13 protein-coding genes are annotated in these 19,145 nt (G+C 65.4%); 3 read left to right on the top strand and 10 right to left on the bottom strand.

All coding sequences use genetic code 11. The features are described 5' to 3' along the window. Position 1: 1 nt before the first annotated feature. Genes KEC16_RS12545 through KEC16_RS12525 form a run of 5 tightly spaced genes read right to left on the bottom strand, consistent with a single transcriptional unit; the run spans position 2 to position 10,919 of the window. Positions 2–4,042, bottom strand: coding sequence for an ATP-binding cassette domain-containing protein (locus KEC16_RS12545; protein WP_211549393.1), 4,041 nt, complete (start codon positions 4,040–4,042; stop codon positions 2–4). Beyond that, positions 4,042–4,587 carry a cyclic nucleotide-binding domain-containing protein gene (locus KEC16_RS12540; protein WP_211549391.1) on the bottom strand — a complete coding sequence of 182 codons (546 nt, stop codon included), beginning with the start codon at positions 4,585–4,587 and terminating at the stop codon, positions 4,042–4,044. Before KEC16_RS12540 ends, KEC16_RS12545 begins: the two co-directional genes overlap by 1 nt. Before the next feature lie 19 nt (positions 4,588–4,606). Further along, positions 4,607–7,501 carry an NHLP bacteriocin export ABC transporter permease/ATPase subunit gene (locus KEC16_RS12535; RefSeq protein ID WP_211549389.1) on the bottom strand — a complete coding sequence of 965 codons (2,895 nt, stop codon included), beginning with the start codon at positions 7,499–7,501 and terminating at the stop codon, positions 4,607–4,609. Beyond that, positions 7,501–9,657 (bottom strand): NHLP family bacteriocin export ABC transporter peptidase/permease/ATPase subunit, encoded by a 2,157-nt coding sequence (locus KEC16_RS12530; protein WP_346344076.1) that lies wholly within the window; start codon positions 9,655–9,657, stop codon positions 7,501–7,503. Before KEC16_RS12530 ends, KEC16_RS12535 begins: the two co-directional genes overlap by 1 nt. Further along, positions 9,654–10,919 (bottom strand): NHLP bacteriocin system secretion protein, encoded by a 1,266-nt coding sequence (locus tag KEC16_RS12525; protein WP_211549387.1) that lies wholly within the window; start codon positions 10,917–10,919, stop codon positions 9,654–9,656. Before KEC16_RS12525 ends, KEC16_RS12530 begins: the two co-directional genes overlap by 4 nt. A gap of 236 nt (positions 10,920–11,155) precedes the next feature. Here KEC16_RS12525 and KEC16_RS12520 point away from each other — a divergent pair, with 236 nt between their 5' ends. After that, positions 11,156–11,479, top strand: coding sequence for an NHLP leader peptide family RiPP precursor (locus KEC16_RS12520; protein ID WP_211549385.1), 324 nt, complete (start codon positions 11,156–11,158; stop codon positions 11,477–11,479). A gap of 76 nt (positions 11,480–11,555) precedes the next feature. Here KEC16_RS12520 and KEC16_RS12515 read toward each other — a convergent pair whose 3' ends face one another. The 3 genes from KEC16_RS12515 to KEC16_RS12505 all read right to left on the bottom strand — a co-directional run bounded on the left by KEC16_RS12515 (position 11,556) and on the right by KEC16_RS12505 (position 15,584). Beyond that, entirely contained in the window at positions 11,556–12,449 is an 894-nt protein-coding gene (locus KEC16_RS12515; protein WP_211549383.1) for a GNAT family N-acetyltransferase, read from the bottom strand. After that, positions 12,446–13,975, bottom strand: coding sequence for a B12-binding domain-containing radical SAM protein (locus tag KEC16_RS12510; RefSeq protein WP_211549381.1), 1,530 nt, complete (start codon positions 13,973–13,975; stop codon positions 12,446–12,448). The genes KEC16_RS12515 and KEC16_RS12510 overlap by 4 nt, the downstream gene beginning before the upstream one ends. A gap of 100 nt (positions 13,976–14,075) precedes the next feature. Then, complete coding sequence (locus tag KEC16_RS12505) at positions 14,076–15,584, bottom strand: bifunctional metallophosphatase/5'-nucleotidase (protein ID WP_211549379.1); 1,509 nt, start codon at positions 15,582–15,584, stop codon at positions 14,076–14,078. Between the two features lie 355 nt (positions 15,585–15,939). On the opposite strand from KEC16_RS12505, the gene ettA reads away from it, so the two are divergent. Next, on the top strand, positions 15,940–17,622 hold the full coding sequence (gene ettA, locus KEC16_RS12500; RefSeq protein ID WP_211549377.1) for an energy-dependent translational throttle protein EttA: 1,683 nt from the start codon (positions 15,940–15,942) through the stop codon (positions 17,620–17,622). Between the two features lie 127 nt (positions 17,623–17,749). Beyond that, a complete protein-coding gene (locus KEC16_RS12495) occupies positions 17,750–18,193 on the top strand; it encodes a CBS domain-containing protein (protein WP_211549375.1) in 444 nt (147 codons plus the stop codon). A gap of 84 nt (positions 18,194–18,277) precedes the next feature. Here KEC16_RS12495 and soxZ read toward each other — a convergent pair whose 3' ends face one another. Both soxZ and KEC16_RS12485 read right to left on the bottom strand, forming a co-directional pair. After that, a complete protein-coding gene (gene soxZ, locus KEC16_RS12490; RefSeq protein ID WP_211549373.1) occupies positions 18,278–18,604 on the bottom strand; it encodes a thiosulfate oxidation carrier complex protein SoxZ in 327 nt (108 codons plus the stop codon). A 17-nt stretch (positions 18,605–18,621) separates the two neighbouring features. Beyond that, positions 18,622–19,086 carry a thiosulfate oxidation carrier protein SoxY gene (locus tag KEC16_RS12485; RefSeq protein ID WP_249209153.1) on the bottom strand — a complete coding sequence of 155 codons (465 nt, stop codon included), beginning with the start codon at positions 19,084–19,086 and terminating at the stop codon, positions 18,622–18,624. Positions 19,087–19,145 lie beyond the last annotated feature (59 nt).

Genomic DNA, 19,145 nt, shown 5'->3' with positions numbered 1-19,145 from the left:
TTCACGGCAGCCAGGCCAAAACCACCGCGATCAGCGCCGCGCACAAGGGCAAAAGCGGGGAAGGCGGGGGGGACGGCAGGACGTCGCGACGGTCGGGACCTTCGATCCGGGCCAGGGCGGCGGGCCGATATAACCGGGTTGCCGAGCCGAAGGCCGAGGGTGGATCGGCGGGAATGACGGCCAGCGGGGCATGTGACGCCAAAGGGGGAGGCGGCGTCCCCGTTTCCGCGCGCACCGCCCCGTCTTCCAACCACAAGACTCGATCGGCCGCGGCCAGAACGTCGCTTTGGTGGCTGGTCAGCACGCAGGTGGCGCCGCTGGCGCGGATGGCGGCCAGGGCCTGCGCCCGTGCCGCCGGGTCCATGGCCGCCAGGGTTTCGTCGAGGAAGAGCAGCGAGGGCTGGCGGGACAAGGCGCGGGCCAGCATCAATTGCGCAGCCTGCCCGCCCGAAAGAAAGCGGCAATCCACCAGTGTCGCCAGCCCCATGGGCAGCGCCGCCACCTTGGGCCACAGCCCGATTTGGATCAGCCGGGCCGCCACCTGATCCAGCCCAAGCGGGGCCGATCCCCGAACCTGGGCATGCAAGGGGCTGAAATCCAGCCTCTCATCTTGAAACACGGCGGCGGCATGGGCCCGCCATTCCAGCCGGTCGGCGGTGGCCATGTCGATGCCGTCCATCAGGACCCGGCCGCTTTGGGGCGGCTCGAATCCCATCAGCAACCGCATCAAGGTTGATTTGCCACAGCCTGACGGTCCAGCGATGGCGACGATCTCCCCTGGTTTGATCGCCAGGGAAAGATGCCGCAGCAGCGGACGGTCATAGCCGAAAGACACGGCATCCGCCGTCAGGGCATGTGGCGGCCGGCTGGGCCGCGCGCCGCCGCATTCGCGCGGGGCCGCCAAGATGTCCTTGAACCGTCGTCGGCGCAGCCCGATCAGACTGTCCAGGGCCATCCCCAGGCCATTGCCAATAACCATGGAGAGGGCGCAAGAGAGGATGACGGAGGGGGGGGCGGAAGCGGCGATTGCCAGCCCGGCCAGGGGGGACAAGAGCAGCCAGCAGCGGCGCAGGGTCACGATTAGGCGAAGGCGGCGGTCGTCGCGTTCGCTGTCGTCTTCCCGTCGCCGCCACTGGCCATAGGCGGCGGCGGCGCTCTGGCTGCCCGGGCACCAGGGCAGCAGCTCCAGCAGCGGGGAGAGAAAAACATTGGCCGCCCCCTTGGATTTCCGGGCCTGCCGCTGCCGGCGGTCACCCAGACGCCCCAGGATCAACACGGTGGCGGCGGCGGTGGCGGCCATCGCCGCGGTCCATTCCGGCCGGGGCAACAACAAGATCATGCCGGTGACGACGAGTGTCAGGGCGGCCGCCTCGGCCAAGGCGGTATCGCGTCGGCCGGATCGGGTGCGGAAATCCTCGCACCACCGTTCCAGCCGCCCGCTCGGCAGGCTTCGGCTCCACCAGGGCGACAGCCGCAGGGCATGACCGGCGGCGGCGACGGTGCCGATCAGGCGCAATCGGTCGCGCAGACGGTGACGGGCCAGGGTCAAAGCCCCCATGCCGATTCCCACGGCGGCGACAGCGGCAATCGCCGTGCCGCCGCAGACCAGCGCCAGCACCCCAAGCCACAATACCAAAGTGGCGGCGGCGATCTGCCAGGACGACCATGCCAGGGCCGCCCCGGTGACGTTGTCGGGGCGGCGCAGCACCAACAAAGCGTCGGTGGCCAAGGTGGCGGCACCTGCATTGGTCAGGCGGCGCCAGCGTCCTTGCGGCGTGCGCTGGCGATAGCCGCCCAATCCGCTGGGGGCCAGCACAACCGGTCCCTTGTCGGGCTGCCGCGCCAGGATGACGCCGTCACCGCGACGGTGCCAGCCATGGTCATGCAGGCTGACCGGAAACAGCAACAAGCCATGCTGTCGCGCCAGCCAATCCAGCGGACGCACGCCAGGGGGGGATGAAACCGGGGGGCAACAAGCGGGCAAATCCTGGCCCAGCAGGGCGGCGGCGGTGACCAGGGCGGCCCAGGTGGCGGCGTCAGGGGGAGCTGGCGGCGGAGGATCTGGCGGCGGGGCCGCGCCCGCGCCGGGTGTCGCCGGGATGGCGGCGTGGGCGTCGGCGCCATCATGCCAGGGCCGCCATACCCCTTCGCTCAACCGCCAGACGGCGTCGCAGGCGCTCAGGCTTTCGCGGCGCTGCGAGATCAAGAGAACCGTCATCCCCAGATCACGCAGGTTTTGCAGGATACGCGCCTCGGTGGCGACATCGACGGCATCCAAGCATTCGTCCAGGATTACCACGGAGGGAGCGCCGGCCAGGGCGCGGGCCAGCATCAACCGACGGCGCTGACCGCCGCTGAGATTGGCCGCGTCCTCGGCGACGTGGGTGGCGATACCGTCGGCACGGCCGCTGATTTCGTCCCACAGTTCGGCGGCGCGGAGCGCGGCTTCGATCCGCTGTTGGTCCATTCCGGGCCGCCAACACGCGACGTTGTCGGCGATACTGGCCGCGAACAGGGCCGGTGCGGCCGCGACCAGGGTGACGGCGCCGCTGCTGGCGACATTGCCGGCCCGTGGGGCCATCTGTCCGGCCAGCACGCGGGCCAGGGTGGTTTTTCCGGCCCCGGCCGGTCCGGTCAGGCCGATCCGGGCGCCGACGGCGATCGCGCACTCGAGGTCGCGGAATAATAGGACGGGGCCATGGGCAAAGGCCAATCCACGTCCGGCCAGGGCGATTCCCGGCGCGGCGGCGGCGGGCGACGGCGGCACGGCGGGAGCACCGGTCAGATCATCCAGCATGGCGGCCAGATCCCGCAGGGAAAACAGGGCCGGCATGGCTTTGGGGACATGCAGCCAGGGCCAGCAGGCCAGCACGGCCAGAACCGCCGGGGTTAGTCCCGGCGCTGTCGCCATGGCGATTGCGGCGGTGGCGGCGATGGCGGCGGCGATGATCGCGCGCAGCCGGGAATCGGCGATGGCGAAATCGCCGGAGGGGGATATGGCGCGGGTGTCGGCGGCCACCGCCTCGGATAATGCCTCGTCTTCGCGGCCGGACATTTGCCAGGGCTCGGGGGTCAGAAAATGATAGCCCAGGGGCAAAGGACCGCCGTGCTGGCGCATGCGCCGCCACGGCGATCCCGCCGCCAGGAAAGTATGCGCGGTGGCCACGGCGCAGATTGCCCAGGCGGCGGCGGCGGCGGCGGCGGTTGGTGGGGCCATGAAGGCCAACAGAGCCAGCGGCGGCAGTGCCGCCACCAAGCCGGCGCTGGCGGCGGCCGGGCCGCCTTGGATCACTTCGCTCAGATGCCGGGGGACGTGCGCCGTGCTTGCCAGCATGGATGGATTGCGCAAGCCGAAATAAGACGCGGCCCGGCTTGGCAGCAACCGGTCGACCAGAGCCGCCGTCCCCTGGCGCAGGCCTTTGGCCCACCCTTCCAGGGCGCCATGCAGGCCAAGACGGAGCGCCGCCGCCGCCAGCAGGGGCGTGACGACGTCCCCTGTCTCCAAGGCCAAGGCCAAGATTGTCTCGGCGCCGCCCATGATCATGGCCAGGATCAAGACCAGTCCGGCCCAGCCCCAATTTTGCCGGATCAGCGCCGGCACGCTCCGCCGCTTCACCCGGCGTCGCGGCGCCATGGCGGCGGTCGGCTCAAGTCGGATGACGATGCCGGTGAAGATGCGCTCGAATTCGGCGGCACTGAGCCGCTGCCGGCCGCCGACCGGGTCAACGACGATCAAGGCCGTGGGCGTCATCGCCTCGATGACCAGCATGTGATTGAAACTGACGAAGGCCAGGCAGGGAAAACCAAGGGCGGCCACGGCCTCGGGTTCCTTGCGGAAGGCGCGGGTGGCGAAGCCATAGGAAGCCGCCACCGCCTTAAGGACGGCCAGTGACGTGCCGTCGCTCGATACGCCCGCGCGCTGGCGCACTTCATCCAGCGGCACGGCGCAACCATGATGGGCCATCACCATGGCCAACGCCGCCAAAGCGCATTCCGCCGCCTGGAACTGCAAGATGGTGGGAACGCGCGGCGGCGCCGTCATCAATGGGCGCGCGCCGTCGCCAGGGTGCGGACCAGACGGTCGAAACGGTCGCCGGCCAGCGATACCGCATCCAGCAATTTCTCATCCAGTTCGTCGGTCAGGACGTCGGCGCTGTCCAAGCTGGCCCCGGCGCCATAGCCCATGCGCCGCACGGTGCCGCGCAAGCGATCGGCCAGGAACATGGCGATGGCCTGATAAAAGCGGCGGGCAAAACCGTCGTCACGGGCCAATTGCGCCGCCAACAACGTCTTGTCCACGTCCAGAACCACACAGGCGGTCTGGGCGGTGACGGTGGCCGAAGGCGGGGCGCTGTCGACGAAGGACAATTCGCCGATCATCTCGCCCGAAGCCAGGTTGGCGACGCAGCCAAGGCCCTGGATGGTCACCTCGACGCCGCCTTCAAGCAAGATGAAGACCGAAGAACAGGGCATTCCCTCGCGCACCAGGACTTCACCGGCGGGGATTTGCCGCTTGCGGCCTTGGCGGGCCAGCCAATCCACATCCATGTCATCCAACTGGCCGAGGATATAAAGAACCTTGCGCATGATCGTCCCTGTGTTGTGGTCAAAGGATTTGGCGGCGCGCCATGTCGGCGAACAGGCCGGGGGCGGCGACCAGGTCTTGATACTGGCCCGATTGAGCCAGCCGGCCCTGATCCATCACCAAGATGCGGTCGACATCGGTGATGGTGCTGAGACGGTGAGCGATCAGAATGCGGGTGATGCCCAGCCGGGCCAGCGATTGGGTCACCACCGCCTGGGTCCGGTTGTCCAAGGCGCTGGTGGCTTCGTCCAGCAACAAGATGCGCGGCTTGCGCACCAGGGCGCGGGCGATGGCCAGACGTTGGCGCTGCCCGCCCGACAAGGTGCCGCCGCCTTCCATCAGCACGGTGTGCATGCCCATGGGCATGGCGCGGATGTCGCCGTCCAGCCCGACCATGGCGGCGGCTTCCCAAGCGTCTTCCAGCCGGCATTCGCTGTCGCCGATGATATTGTGAAAGACGTCGCCGGGCAGCACCCGGCTATTTTGCAGCACCACGCCGATCTGAGCCCGCAAATGGCTGAGATGCAGGCGTGACAACGGCTTGCCGTCGAAGAAGATTTCACCTTCGGTGGCCTGCTCCAAGCCCAGCAACAGGCGCATGACGGTGGATTTGCCGCTGCCCGACGGTCCGACCAGGGCGACGAACTCGCCGGCGCGGATGGTGGCGGAAAAGCCCTTGAGAACGCTGGGGCCGCCGCTGACATAGGAAAAGCCGATGCCGCTGAACTCGACGCCGCCATCCAGCATTCCGGGGGAATGGCGTTCGCCGCAATCTTCGGGGGTGGCGGCAAGGACCGGCTTGGCCCGTTCCCACAACGGAACCGAGCCCAGCACGTCGCTGAGACTGCGGACCGATTGGGTCATGCTGGCCAGGAACTGAGCCAGGGCGGCGTTGAAGGCCAGGAACTGGCCGGTGCCCATGGCGGCGGTTGCCTCGCCGCCGACCAGCGCCTTCAACTGGGTTTCCGTCGCCGCTTCCTTGGCCACGTAAGCGATGGCCAGGAAGACGGCGACATTGGCCAAGGGCGGAAAAGCCGCCATGAACACCGCTTGCATCCGGGCCGCCGCCTGCGCCGCCAAGGCATGGCGCTTTTGGCGGGCGAATTTTTCGGCCCAATGGGCGATGGCGCGTTCGCGCGCGGCGGCCACGGTCAGCTTGCCGACGCCGATGATCAATTGCAAGATCAGGCCCTCGACCGCGCCGCGCACCAGGGCCAAGCGCCGTTCGTGCCGCAATTGCAGCCAGATCAGCGCCAAGGTCGCCAGCGCCGACCCCAGCGCCAAGGCCACCGCCAAGACCGCCAGCGGGCGCGAGTAATAAAACAGCATTGCCAGGCTGACGGTGGAAAAGATCCCCCCCAGCAACGAGGTCACCGCCGCGCCGGTCAGCTTTTGCCGAATGGCCTGGACGCCGAGCACGCGGTCGGTCAGATCGCCGGCGGAATAGCGTTTGAAAAAAGCCGCCGGCAGGCGCAACAGGCGGTCGAACATGGCGGATTGCAAATTGGCGTCCAGCCGTCCTTCCAGCCGCAGCAACGCCACGCCCTTGGTCAGTTCCAGGCAGGCGGCGGTCAGCGCCGCCACCACCAACCCGCTGACCAGAATGCCCAATTGGTCGCGGGCGGCGGCGGGGATGATTTCATCCACCAGCAAGGACGAGGCGATGGGAATGAGCAGCGCCAGCATGGCCGTTCCCAAGGCCAAGGCCAGCAAGCGCAAGATATCCGGGCGGGTGCCGCGCAATGCCAAGGCGACAATGTCGCGCGGCGGCAAGCTTGCCACCTGGAAGCGGCCATAGACGGTCAGGGCCTGCGCCTCCAAGGCGGTGGCGAATTCCTCGGTGACCGGAATTTCGCTGCCATCCTCGGGGTTCCAGGCGCGATATCCGCCAGGGCCGGGCAACAGCGCCACCGGGGCGCTGTTTTCGCGCCGTCGCCCAATCAACGGCATCCCGTCTTGACGCCACCAGGCGTCGCGCAGGATCACTACGCGGGGCCGCAGGCCCGAGGCGCGCAAAATGGCGCCGATGCGGCCGTGTGGCCCCGGCAGCGGAACGGCTTGCGGCGGGGTGACGACCGGATGTCCCTGAAAGGCGGCGACCCGGCGGACAACCGCCAGGACGGTGTCGCCGGTCCGGGTCACCGCCGCCAGCGGCCGGTCCGGCTGGATGGTTTGCGCCAGGGTCTGATAGCCGCGTTCCATCATCTGCTGCGAGTGGCGGGTGCGGTCGGCGACCATGGCGGCCATGACGCCTTGGCGACGGCGGGTGGCGCGGATGGCGGCGGCTACGGCGAAATGATGGAAGGCCGGCAAGGCTTGGGCCAAACCGCCCGTGGCCATCAGATCCTGGGTCCGGGCCAAGACGATTTGCGTCGGTTCGCAGGCGGTCAGCCGCAATCCGGCGGCCAAAGGCAGCGGCGCTGACTGGGGGGTGAACGGTTCGGGGCCGTCGGCCGCCACCGCGCTTCCGCTGACGAGCCGCGCCCATACCGGATGGCGGCCGCGTCCGGCCAGGGCTTCCCCCGCCATCAATGCGTGGGTGCCGTCCATGGCGCTTGGCGCGGGGCTTGACTCGGTCTCGGCCATGGCTTCGCACAGGGTGGCGATCCAGGGATTGAGATCATCGGCGGTCAGCTTCGCCGGTGTGATCGGGACGACGGCGCTGTCTTGGCCGCCACAGGCGAGGATGCCCCAATCCTCGGCCGCCGGCAGCGGCAAGACGATGTGACCGACGCCCAGACGGGCCAGGAACATGCGCCGTCCGGCCGCTTCACCATCGATCAGGGGGACGGCGAACAGGTCGAGAAAACCGGTGACGACGCGCCAGCCCTCCGCCTCGCGCCATAGCGTCACGGGCTGATCGGCGGAAACCGGGCGGATGCCGGCGGCGGCTTGTGGGGGGGAAGGGAAGGTCATCAGCGGCCCGCCTTGATCAGTTGGGCATAGGTTCCGGTGGCGGCCATCAATTGGTCATGGCTGCCGCGTTCGATCACCTGACCACGATCCAGCACGACGATCTCGTCGCAATCGCGGATGGTGGACAGACGATGGGCGATGATCAGGCAGGTGCTGCCGCGTCGCCTGATGTTGTCGTCGATGCGCTTTTCGGTGACCGGGTCCAAAGCGGCGGTGGCTTCATCCAGCACCAAGATGCTGGGGTCAGAGACCAGGGCGCGGGCGATTTCCAGCCGCTGGCGCTGCCCGCCCGAGAAATTGCCACCGCCCTCGGCGATCAAGGTGTCGTATTGGCCGGGACGGCTGGCCAGTTCGGCGTGGATTTCCGCGTCCTTCAACGCCTGGGTCAACGCCGTCTCGGGGATGGTGGGGTCCCACAGGGTCAGGTTGTCGCGGGCGGTGCCTTCGAACAGGAAGACGTCTTGATCCACATAGGCCACCGATCCGGCGAAGACGTGGGGAGGAATGCTTTCCAGCGGGTGGCCGTCGATCAAAATCTGTCCCGACCATGGCGCCTGAAGTCCGCAGACCATCCGGCCGATGGTCGATTTGCCGCTGCCCGAGGTGCCGACCAGGGCGACACGGGCTCCCGGACGCAAGGTCAGTGAAAAGCCTTCGACCAGGGGCGGTTCGCAGGGATTGTAGCCGAAGCTGACATTGATCAGGTCGATGTGGCCTTGCAGCTTGGCCGGCAGGGCGGCGGGCGCGGCCACCGGCACGGCCGGCGGCAGATCCAGCACGTCGGCCAGGCGTTCCAGATCCCCCTTGGCCGCTTGCAGCCGACCGGCCAGGGTGACCAGGGCGGCCACCGGCGCGGTGATGCTGGCCATCAGCGCCTGCAAGGCCACCAACGAGCCGACGGTCAAATGGCCGTCAATCACACGCCAGCCCCCCACCCCCAGGATCGCCGCCGCCGATAATGCCGACAGCAAGGCCGGGGCGCCGGTCATCAAGGCCTCGATCAGGCCCAGGCGTTGCTGGGTCGCCAGGGATTGCGCCTGATACCCGCTCCAGCCGGCGAAAGCCTGGTCCTCGGCCCCGGATACTTTCAGCGTTTCGATGGTGGTGATGGTGCTGACGGTGGCGGCGGCCAATCGGCCAAGATCGCCGGCCAGTTCGCGATGCAGGTCGGTGCGCCGCCGTTGCACCAGCCGCAAGATGGCAACGTTGCCGGCCGCCAGCACCAAGGCGATGGCGGCCAGAACCGGGTCATAGGCGGTCATCGCCAGGGCGTAGAAGAACACGGCGGCGACGTTGAAGAAATTGGTCGCCAATTGGCCGGACAGCAGGTCGGCGATGTTGTCGGCGGCGGCGGCGCGGTTGGCCAAGTCGCCCTTGTGGCGCTGGTTGAAATAGTTCTGCGAACGCGACAGCAGGCTGGACAGGTAGCGCGCCGATAAGGTGATCGACAGCTTGGCTTCCAAGCGGGCCAATAAATGCTGCTGAAAGCCGGTCAGCACGGCCTGAACCACGGCGCACAGCACCAGCCCCAGGCACAGCGGCGCCACCCAGCTTTCGAATTGCTGCACCAAAACCTGATCGACGAACAGCTTTTCCAGGCCAGGGATAACCACGCCGGGCACGACCAGCAACAGGCTGAACCCGGCGATCAAAGCCAGTGGACGGCGGGAATGGCGCAGGTATTGTCCCAACTGGCGCAGACCATTGGGGGGATGGCCGCCGGTTTGGAAGTTTTCGGTGGTGGTGAAGGCCAGCACCACGCCGGTGAAGGCGGCCGAAAGTTCCTCGAGCGGAACCGATAGCGGCCCGTGGGCGGGATCGTTCAGATAAGCCCGGCCCTTGTCGATGCCTTCGAAGACAACGTAATGGTTGAAGTTCCAGTGGATGATCGACGGTACCGGCAGGTCCATCAAACCGCTGGGTTCCTTCTTGAAACCCTTGGCTGCCAGACCGAAGCCTCGGGCCACCTTCAAGACGTTGGACGCCTTGCTGCCGTCGCGGCCGACGCCGCAGGCTTGACGCAATTCCTCAAGCGGTTCCCAGCGGCCGTGATACGCCAAAATCATGGCCAGGCAGGCGGCGCCGCATTCCAGCGCGTCCATCTGCAAGATCGTCGGCGTGCGCACCCGGCGAGGGGTTGGATGTTGGCTGTTCACCGATCGACCCCAACGGCCCGGCGCAGGAAAGGCAGGATCAGCGAAATGGGCCGTTGCTCGCGCACGGCGATGGAGACGTCGACGGTGGTGCCGCTGCTCAGGTCGATGTCGGGGCCATGCCCGGAACTCCAGCCATAGCCGCTGGGGGTATCGGCGGGAACCAGATCAATGCGGGCTTCGTAGGGGGCGCCCTTTTTGACGAAATCCTCGATCAGGGTTTCGTTTTGCACCACGGCGGTGATGCCCTGGCGGGTGGCGGGGAACGGAGAGACCTGGGCGACCGCGCCGGTCAGGGTTCCCGATTCTTCCTTTTTCACCGTCGAGGGCGCGACGCGGGCAAGCATGCCCGCATGCACCTTTTTGCCGTGCTCGGTGGGAATGTAGACCACGGCTTGCAAGCGGCTGCCGGCGCTTTCGATCCCCAGTACCGGCTGACCGGTGGCGACGACGACGCCTTCGGTCAGCCTGATTTCATTGACGCGGCCGGCGCTGGGGGCCAGCACCTCCGATGACAGGCTGATTTCGGTGGACAATTCCTCGGCCCGGCGGCCGGCATTGGCGACATTTTCCGCCAATTGGCGCATCTCGCGGTCGGTGTTCAGGCGGGCTTGCATGGCCTCGGCCTTGGCGGCGCTGATTTGGGCATGGGAATCGGCCAATTCGCGCCGGGCGCGGCTTAACTCGTTTTGCGCCGTTTGGATGGTTTCCGCCGTGGCAAAGCCCATGGCCAACATTTCCTGGCGGTTGCGCACCTGCTGTTCCAGATAACGGATGCGGTCGCGGGCCGCCGCCGCCGATTGTTCCAAGGCGGTCTGGCGTTGGCCGATGGTGGTCAGCGTCGCCTGCAATTCCTGCTGCAATACGGTGCGGCGAGACCGCTGGTCGTCCGATTTTTCCGACATCACCTGGCGGGCATGGCCCAAGCGTTGACGCGATTCATCTTGGCGGATGCGGGCGACCACCTGCCCTTTGACGACGGTGTCGCCGACCGATACCAAGATGCGGTCAACCACACCGCCGGCCGGGCTCATGGCCGACACCACCCGTCCGTCCTGCGGAATCAAGATGCCCTTGGCCGGCACGTTGGTGGGAATGCTGCCGAAGATGCCCCATACCAGCAAGAATACCAGCCCCAGCCCCAACCCGGTTGCGGCGATCCATGATCGGGCGTCGGCCACGGTCACCGCGCGGTCCAATTGCTCCGGCGAGGAAATGCGGTCCAGCGCCGCCTTGCGGAACAGTTTTTCTGCGGCCGTCGCCATCGTTTCATTTCCCCATGTCCGCGATGGGTCACAGGGGCCACAGTTCGGGCAAGACGTCAACGCGACCGCGGGCTTTCTCAATGGCCGTTGATGTTGCGGTCGGGTATAGACCTTAGAATTCAGGCAAAACACTGAAATGTTTATATAATTTTAGAAATATCAATGACCGTTGATGGTGCTGGGGCGGGGGGCGGTTTAGTCTTGTCGCTGTGAACATTTATGGAAGGGGACACATTATGTCGAGTTTCGAGCAGCGTCTGGAGCAGCGTGAAGCGGCCTATCGCTCTTTGGTTTTGAAGGCGCAGGAAAATCCGGCGTTCCGGGAATTGCTGAAAACCGATCCGGCCCGCGCGGTGAAAGAGGTCTTGGGCCAGGATTGGCCCGAAGGCATCACCCTGGACGTGATCGAGGAAACCGATACGCGCTGCGTCCTGGTTTTGCCGGCCGTGTTTGCCGCCGCCAATGACGATGAATTGTCCGACGATGATCTGGAACTGGTTGCCGCCGGCGTGATGATGACGCCGCAGCCCAAAGTTTCGAAGTTGCACCTGGGCGGCTGAGGTCGCGCGGGCGGCCAAAGCCCTGGCCAAGATGATTGCCAAGCCCCGAACCGTTGCGGTTCGGGGCTTGTGCTTTTCACGGTGAAATCGTCTTGCTGCTTTGGTAATGCGTGTTGCGGCGGATGGTCCATTTGTCCAGTCGGCGCAGCATGAAATCCTGCATGGCGCGGTTGTCGCCGGCCGTCTGGAAGCTGCATGTGCCGTCCGCGCCATAGGTTCGCTGCTGGCTGAGACAGGCTTCGACCAGGGCGGCGACCAGCCAGCCCATGCGTTGCAGCCGCCGGGTCACATAGCCCGCCGGGTAATAGATGTCGCCGGGCTGGGTTCCGGTGGTCGCCAAGACCCACCCCACCGGTAGGCCGTGTTCGCGGATAACCAGACTGGCGCCGGGCAAGACATCCGTCACCCCTTGCGGCGCCATGCGCCCGGTGCCCACGGCCAAGTGCGCCAATATCGCCTCGTCCTCGACCGAACGCTGACACCATGGGGTGACGGTAAAGCCCGAAGCGGCAAGACGGACGAACAGATCATCCCATTCCCGGCGTGCTTCGGTGGCCCAGGTGGCGTGACCGGTCAGCGACAGCAGGCACAGAACCGGCGGCGACCAGCCGGCGCGGTCCAGCAGCCCTTGCCAGGCGTCCACACCGCGCATCTCGCCGCCATGGACACTGTACAGCGTCGGGAGGGAGCGGGTGGCGGCCCACTGCGCCGCCGCCTGCATCAATGCCAAACCGATGCCGTTGCGCCGGCTTTGGGCTGACACCGCCACCGACATCAGCCGCCAACTGCTTTCCGCGTCCTGGATCAGCATGGCCATGCCGACCGGCTGGGTTGCCGTCGTGGCGGCGATGACGTGGAACCACGGCGCCGCCAGCGCCGCCGGGGTCAGGTATTCGGCGAAGCGGGGATAGGTCAGCGTCTTCAGGCGGTCGTCGGCGGCGGTGACCGGGGCGATGGTTAGAACGCTCATGTCGGTTCGAAGCCGGTCAGTCGGTAAACGTGACGGATCTGCGCATAAAAACGCAGGCAGGTTTGCACCAAGGGTAGGAATTGCGGGCGGTGGCGCAGGGCATGGCGGCCGATCCGGGTGACCATGGCCTTTTCCGCAGGTCCTGACAAGGCCAGGTGCTTGATGAGCTCCGCGGTCTGGCGCATCAGCGCCTTGCGGCTGGCCACAAGGCTTTCGCCATTGGGCACGGGGGCTGGGCCGACACAGGCTGTCCCCAGCCGATCCAGCATGGCCACCATCCGATCGCCAAAGGCTTGCGGGGAATAGATATGGTTGCCCAAATGGCGCAAGCCCGCCAGCAGGGCTTCGCCGCTCATCTGCTGGGGAATGATGTTCGAGCTCCATGGCTGGGCGGTGCCATAGGGGTGTTCGGCCAAGAGCCGGCCGCTCTGGACCATGCGGTCATAGAGCGGGCTGCCGCTGGAGGCCACCAAGGCGCCCAGGCTGAAAATGGGGATTGGCGCGCTGTCGACAAAGCGGCGCTGACGGTCGAAAATGTCCGGCCCGTCGGCATCGAAGCCGACAATCAAGCCGCTGATCACCATGATGCCGTGTTCCAGCAGACGATTGATCCGTTCGATCGGATCGCCGTCCAAATTCTGGCGCTTGCCGGTTTCGCGCAAGCTCTCTTCGCTGGGGGTTTCCAGTCCGACGAAGGCCACGGCCAGCCCCGCTTGGGCGCACAAACCCAGGATTTCATCATCCTTGGCCACATCGACGGACATCTGGGTGGCGAATGTCATCGAGCCATCGGGGCGGGTGCGGTTCCAGGCGGCGATGGCGGTCAACAGGCCCTTGGCCCGTCGGCGCGAGGCGGTGAAATTGTCGTCGGCAAGAAAGACGCTGCGATAGCCCAGGCCATACAGCACGTCCAATTCCGCCACCACCTGGCTGGGGTCCTTGTGGCGCTGCCGTCGTCCGGCATAAGCCGGCACGTCGCAAAATTCGCAATCGAACGGGCACCCGCGAGAGGTTTGCACGGCGCCGATCAGGGCGCGGTCATTGGGATAGAGATCCCAGCGCGGGATCGGCGTGGACGCCAGATCGGCCGCTTCGCCCACATATTCGGCCTTCCAGGTTCCGGCGCGGAGATCGTCGAACAAGGCGGCGGCAATTCCCTCGATCTCGCCGCGCACCAAAACGTCGCAATGCGGACGCACCTTGTCGGGCGACAGCGAGGCATAGGGGCCGCCGATGACGACGATGCGTCCCCGGCGGCGGAATGCGTCGGCCAGCTCCAGCATGCGGCCGGCTTGCGATGTCTTGCCGGTCAGGGCGACGATGTCGGCCGGCGCGTCCAGATCGACCGGGGTCAAATGTTCGTCGCACAGGCGAATATGAAAATCGGCGGGGATCAGGGCGGCCACCGTCGGCATGGTCAGATCGGCCACCATCTGCGCCCCGGCAAAACCGGAATGAGCGTAGATTTCGGCGCCAAAATAGGCCAACGGCTCGGCCCTGGGAGAGATCAGGTAGATGGTGGTCATGATGCTGTGCTCATGCCGCTAACAATCCGGCTTCGGCCCTGCTGGCGCAACGGCGTCCGCGCCTTGTTCAACCGCTGTTGATCCGGGGCGGCGGAACCGTTCAGGGCCGGCTTGGACCGGCGGCATGGGTGGTTTGAATGCGATCGTTCAGGACCGCGTGCACCACGCCTTGGCGGAGGGCTTGATCCATCACCACCGTGGACAACAAAGGCGCGGCATTGCCGTCGATCAAGACCGTGCCGCGACCAAGGACGGCATAGCCATCACCGCCGCCAGCCAGATAATCGTTGGTGGCCACCCGATAGCGTCGGGCCGGGTCGATGGCCGTCCCGGCGATGGCGGCGGCGCGCAGGCGCTGGCCTGACTCGGCCTGCGGGTCGTAGCGGAAGGACAAGCCGGAGACCTGGGGAAAGCGGCCCGCCAGGGCCGGGGCCTTGGATACGCCGTGTTCCAGCGCGGCCAGGATATCGGCGCCACTCAGTTCAAGCAGCACCGCCTTATTGCCAAAAGGCAGTTCGCGCAAGATATCGAGGCGGGTCAGCATGGTGCCGGCGGCATAAACGCGGTTGCCGCGCAGACCGCCGCCATTGATCAGGGCGATATCGGCGTGCAGGGCGTCGCGCAGTGAATCGGCGACGAAATTGCCCAAGGTCGATTCGGCGTTGCGGACCACCTCTTGGCGGCTGTCCAACGGGGCGGCTATCTGAGCGAGCGATTCTTCCAAGGCGGAATTGACCTCGCGGTCATAGCGCTGGGTGATTTCGGCCATATCGGCGGCGGCGGCGACGCCACGGGTGGAAATAAATCTCCATCCGCTGGCGGTGACCTTGGTGGGATTGCCGTCACCGTGTTCCACCGTCATATCCACCGCCGCCAGATAGGCGCCGTCATGGCCGGCCTTGACCAGTAAGGTCGATCCCACCTCCATGCTCATGGCTTGGTGATCGTGCCCGCCCAAAATCAGGTCGATGCCCTTGACCTGCAAAGCCAGGGCCTGATCTTGTTGCAGGTCAAGATGGGTCAGGGCGACCACCAGATCGGCTCCTTGCGCGCGCAAGTCGGCGACGGCCGCCTTGGCCGCTATCGTTTCCGCGCTGAAGAGCGCTTGCACCCCGACCGACAGCGTGGCGGTTTCAGGCGTCAAAACCCCGAAAATGCCGATTTTCACGCCGTTGCCGTCAACCATCAGGGTCGGCACAGAGGGGCCAAACGGGCGGCCATCGGCTTCGGTCACATTGGCGACGACCCACGGGAACCGGCTTTCGCTCATGCGGGTGCGTAATATTTCCGTGCCGAAATCAAATTCGTGGTTGCCGAGCACCGCGGCGGCAGGCGACAGCCGATTGAGCAGGTCGATCATGTGGGCGCCCTTGCTCAGATGCGATGCCACCGAGGGCGACAGCAGGTCGCCGCCAAAGGTCAGGATGGCGCCGGCATGGGTGGCCCGTTCGTGGTCGATGACGGTCTTGAGGGCGGCCAGTCCGCCACTATCGGCGCTGGGCATGAATTCATAGATGTCATTGAAGTGCAAAAAGGTGACCCGGCTTTCGCCGGCCTGGGCCAAAGGCGAAAGCCCCAGGATCAGCACGGCCACGATTCCAAACCGCATCCATCTGTCTGTCATGATCATTCCTGAGGTTGGCCTGAGGCTGGGGGGATCAAATGAAGTGCGTCAGTTTGGCCGCCGCCGCGTCGAAATCCTGGGTTGTCGATAGCATCTTTGCCGGCGAAAGCCAAAGCGGCCGGATCAATCGGCCCCATCCGGGTTTAGAATGGCGGTGGCCAGCCTGCCGATATTCAGAGCGCGCCGGCGGTGGTCAGCGCCTTGGGGGCGGCTCACTTTACGCCCTTACTTGCGCTGTCAACGCGGCACGGACGGCAAAATAGGTCGAAACCGTTGACGAACCCGCACGCCCCCGTCTAAACCCCATCCAAAGCTTTAATTCGCGCGCGCCGGAGGTTTCATGGCCAGCTATCAATACGTCTTTGTGATGAAGAACCTGACCAAGGCCTATCCCGGCGGCAAGGAAATCATGAAAGGGTTGACCCTTTCCTTCCTGCCCGGCGCCAAGATTGGCGTGCTTGGCGTCAACGGCGCCGGTAAGTCGACCCTGCTCAAGATCATGGCCGGGATCGACAAGGAATATGGCGGCGAGGCTTGGGCGGCCGAAGGCGTGAAAATCGGTTATCTGGCTCAGGAACCGCACCTGAACCCAGCCAAGGACGTGCTCGGCAACGTCATGGAAGGTGTGGGCGAAACCAAGGCCTTGCTGGACCGCTTCAACGAAGTGTCGGCCAAGTTCGCCGAGGAAATGTCCGATGACGAGATGAACGACCTGATCGCCGAGCAGGCCGATTTGCAGGAAAAGATCGACCATCTGGACGCCTGGGATGTGGAGCGCAAGGTGGAAATCGCCATGGACGCCCTGCGGTGCCCGCCGGCCGATTGGTCGGTCGACAAGCTGTCGGGCGGTGAAAAGCGCCGCGTCGCCCTGTGCCGCTTGCTGCTGTCGCATCCCGACATGCTGCTGCTGGACGAACCGACCAACCACTTGGACGCCGAATCGGTGGCCTGGCTGGAACGCTTCCTGCGCGATTACAACGGCACCGTGGTGATGATCACCCACGATCGCTACTTCCTCGACAACGTCACCGGCTGGATCTTGGAATTGGAGCGCGGCCACGGAATCCCCTACGAGGGCAATTACACCAACTGGCTGGAACAAAAAGAAAAGCGCCTGCAACAAGAAGAGCGCGAGGAAACCGCCCGCCAGCGCGCCATCCGCGACGAATTGGAATGGGTGCGCGCCAGCCCCAAGGCGCGCCAGACCAAATCCAAGGCCCGTATCAACGCCTTCGAGGATCTGGTGGCCAAATCGCAGGAAAAGGCCACCGGCCCCGCCGTCATCTCCATTCCGCCCGGCCCGCGCCTGGGCGGCAAGGTGATCGAGGCCGACAACGTGGCCAAGGCCTTTGGCGACAACCTGTTGTATGAAAATCTGTCCTTCCGGCTGCCGCCGGGCGGCATCGTCGGCATCATCGGCCCCAACGGCGCCGGCAAGACCACGCTTTTCCGCATGATCACCGGCCAGGAACAGCCGAGCAGCGGCACCTTCTCGGTCGGCGATACCGTGGTGTTGGGCTATGTGGATCAAAGCCGCGACGCCCTGGACGCCGACAAGACGGTGTTTCAGGAAATCAGCGACGGCCAGGAAGAAATCGATCTGGGCCGCCGCAAGATCAATTCCCGCGCCTATGCCGGCCTGTTCAACTTCAAGGGCGCCGACCAGCAAAAAAAGGTCGGCGTGCTGTCGGGCGGTGAACGCAACCGCGTCCACCTCGCCAAGATGCTGAGCCGTCCCGCCAATGTCATCTTGCTGGATGAGCCGACCAACGATCTGGACGTGGAAACCCTGTCGGCGCTGGAAGATGCCTTGGCCGAATTCCCCGGCTGCGCCGTGGTCATCAGCCATGATCGCTTCTTCCTTGACCGTATCGCCACCCATATCTTGGCCTTCGAGGGCGAGTCCCAAGTGGTCTGGTTCGAGGGCAATTATCAGGATTACGAAGCCGACCGTAAGCGCCGGCTGGGCGTCGATGCCGACCAGCCGCATCGTCTGAAATACAAGCCGATGATCCGGTCGTAGTTAAAACGGGGTCGCTCTTCCGGGCGGCCCCTTTCCATCGGTATGGCCCCCTTGAACCAAGCCGTTGACGCCCCCTTATGAAAGACAGCGTTCCGTGTGCGCTGAGAAAAGAACGGGGAGGTTGTCGATGATTGTCAAAACCATCCTGAAGACCAAGGCTCGAGGGGCGGGCGTGGTGACCATATCCCCCCAGGCCAGTATCGCCGAAGCGGCGCATCTGCTGGCCACTCACCGCATCGGTGCGGTGATCGCCGCCGATGACGACGGCGCCATTCGCGGCATCTTGTCCGAACGCGACATCGTTCGTGGCCTGGCCCAATCCGATAATATCTGTACCACGGCCCGGGTCGCCGATCTGATGACCGCCGCCGTTCAGACCTGTCACGAGAATGACAGTACCGAAAATCTGATGAAGATCATGACGTCGAAACGCATCCGTCACCTGCCGGTGGTTGATTCCGCCGGCCGGCTGACCGGCATGGTGACCATCGGCGACGTGGTCAAAAGCCGCCTGGACGAAATGGACATGGAGGTGGACAACTTGCGCAATTACGTATCGGCGACCCATTAAGACCATATCCCGGTGAGAGGAACTCACCGGGATATGCATAAGGCTGCGTGGTCCCCATCCCCCTTGGGGGCCACGCGGTTTTGGCTATTCCACCACCACTTCGGTGACGCTTTCGTAGATTTCGCCATTATCGTCGTGAAAGGCCAGCTTGAGCGGCCCCGACGCTTCCGCCACGGCGAAAAAGGAAACGAAGGGATTGGCCGACATGGCCGTGTGCCAGTCGGCGCTGATCACCGCTTGGCCATTCCAGGTGCAGACGAACTTATTGATGATGCGCCGCGACAAGGCCATGCCGTTGGCATCCTTGCGCTGACCGGTTTCCATGTCGTGGGTGATCTGGGCCTTGATCTCGATGATCTCGCCTTTTTTCGCCTTGGCCGGAATCCGGGTCTTGATGGTCGGTGTGGTCATGATCGTTTTCCCCCGCTTCAGCCGCCGCAGCCGCCGATGGTGACCTTGACCTCTTGCGAGGTCTGCCACACCGAGCCATCACTCATCACCGCATAGGCCCGCACCATCTGGGTTTTGGCCAGACGCATACGGAACGCCACCTCGGCCTTGCCTGATTTCGGCGTCAAAAACCACGATGACACGCCGGGGAAGGGGTTGCCGTCGGCGATCACATGGATGGCCTTGACGTGATCGGCGGCGGTCATCGGGCTATCGACGACCACGCGGACCGGTTCGTTGGCGCCGCTTTCCGCCACATCCTTGACGACCAATTGGATCTTGCCGGTCTTGGGATTGGCGGCGCCAATCATTTTGCGGGTAAACGCATCGGCTTCTTGCGGCGTCGCCTGGACCGCGCCGGGCAGGGCCAAAGCCACCGCGCCGGCGCCGGCGGCAACCAGCAGGTCACGGCGCGCCCAGCCATGCTTGTGCATGAACGTCATTTTCCTCTCCCTGTTTTTGGGCCGGGGCATCCTCACGACGGGATGCTTCTGGTGCGGCC

The organism is Magnetospirillum sulfuroxidans (genome assembly GCF_018224925.1).
Lineage (GTDB): Bacteria > Pseudomonadota > Alphaproteobacteria > Rhodospirillales > Magnetospirillaceae > Magnetospirillum > Magnetospirillum sulfuroxidans.
Note: the sequence above shows the minus strand (reverse complement) of the source record. Positions and strands in the feature narration are given on the sequence as shown.

Bases quoted from the DNA above. Each gene is read 5' to 3' on its own strand.
- KEC16_RS12545 (WP_211549393.1), bottom strand. From the start codon at position 4,042: ATGACGGCGCCGCCGCGCGTTCCCACCATCTTGCAGTTCCAGGCGGCG.
- KEC16_RS12540 (WP_211549391.1), bottom strand. From the start codon at position 4,587: ATGCGCAAGGTTCTTTATATCCTCGGCCAGTTGGATGACATGGATGTG.
- KEC16_RS12535 (WP_211549389.1), bottom strand. From the start codon at position 7,501: ATGACCTTCCCTTCCCCCCCACAAGCCGCCGCCGGCATCCGCCCGGTT.
- KEC16_RS12525 (WP_211549387.1), bottom strand. From the start codon at position 10,919: ATGGCGACGGCCGCAGAAAAACTGTTCCGCAAGGCGGCGCTGGACCGC.
- KEC16_RS12520 (WP_211549385.1), top strand. From the start codon at position 11,156: ATGTCGAGTTTCGAGCAGCGTCTGGAGCAGCGTGAAGCGGCCTATCGC.
- KEC16_RS12515 (WP_211549383.1), bottom strand. From the start codon at position 12,449: ATGAGCGTTCTAACCATCGCCCCGGTCACCGCCGCCGACGACCGCCTG.
- KEC16_RS12510 (WP_211549381.1), bottom strand. From the start codon at position 13,975: ATGACCACCATCTACCTGATCTCTCCCAGGGCCGAGCCGTTGGCCTAT.
- KEC16_RS12505 (WP_211549379.1), bottom strand. From the start codon at position 15,584: ATGCGGTTTGGAATCGTGGCCGTGCTGATCCTGGGGCTTTCGCCTTTG.
- ettA (WP_211549377.1), top strand. From the start codon at position 15,940: ATGGCCAGCTATCAATACGTCTTTGTGATGAAGAACCTGACCAAGGCC.
- KEC16_RS12495 (WP_211549375.1), top strand. From the start codon at position 17,750: ATGATTGTCAAAACCATCCTGAAGACCAAGGCTCGAGGGGCGGGCGTG.
- soxZ (WP_211549373.1), bottom strand. From the start codon at position 18,604: ATGACCACACCGACCATCAAGACCCGGATTCCGGCCAAGGCGAAAAAA.
- KEC16_RS12485 (WP_249209153.1), bottom strand. From the start codon at position 19,086: ATGACGTTCATGCACAAGCATGGCTGGGCGCGCCGTGACCTGCTGGTT.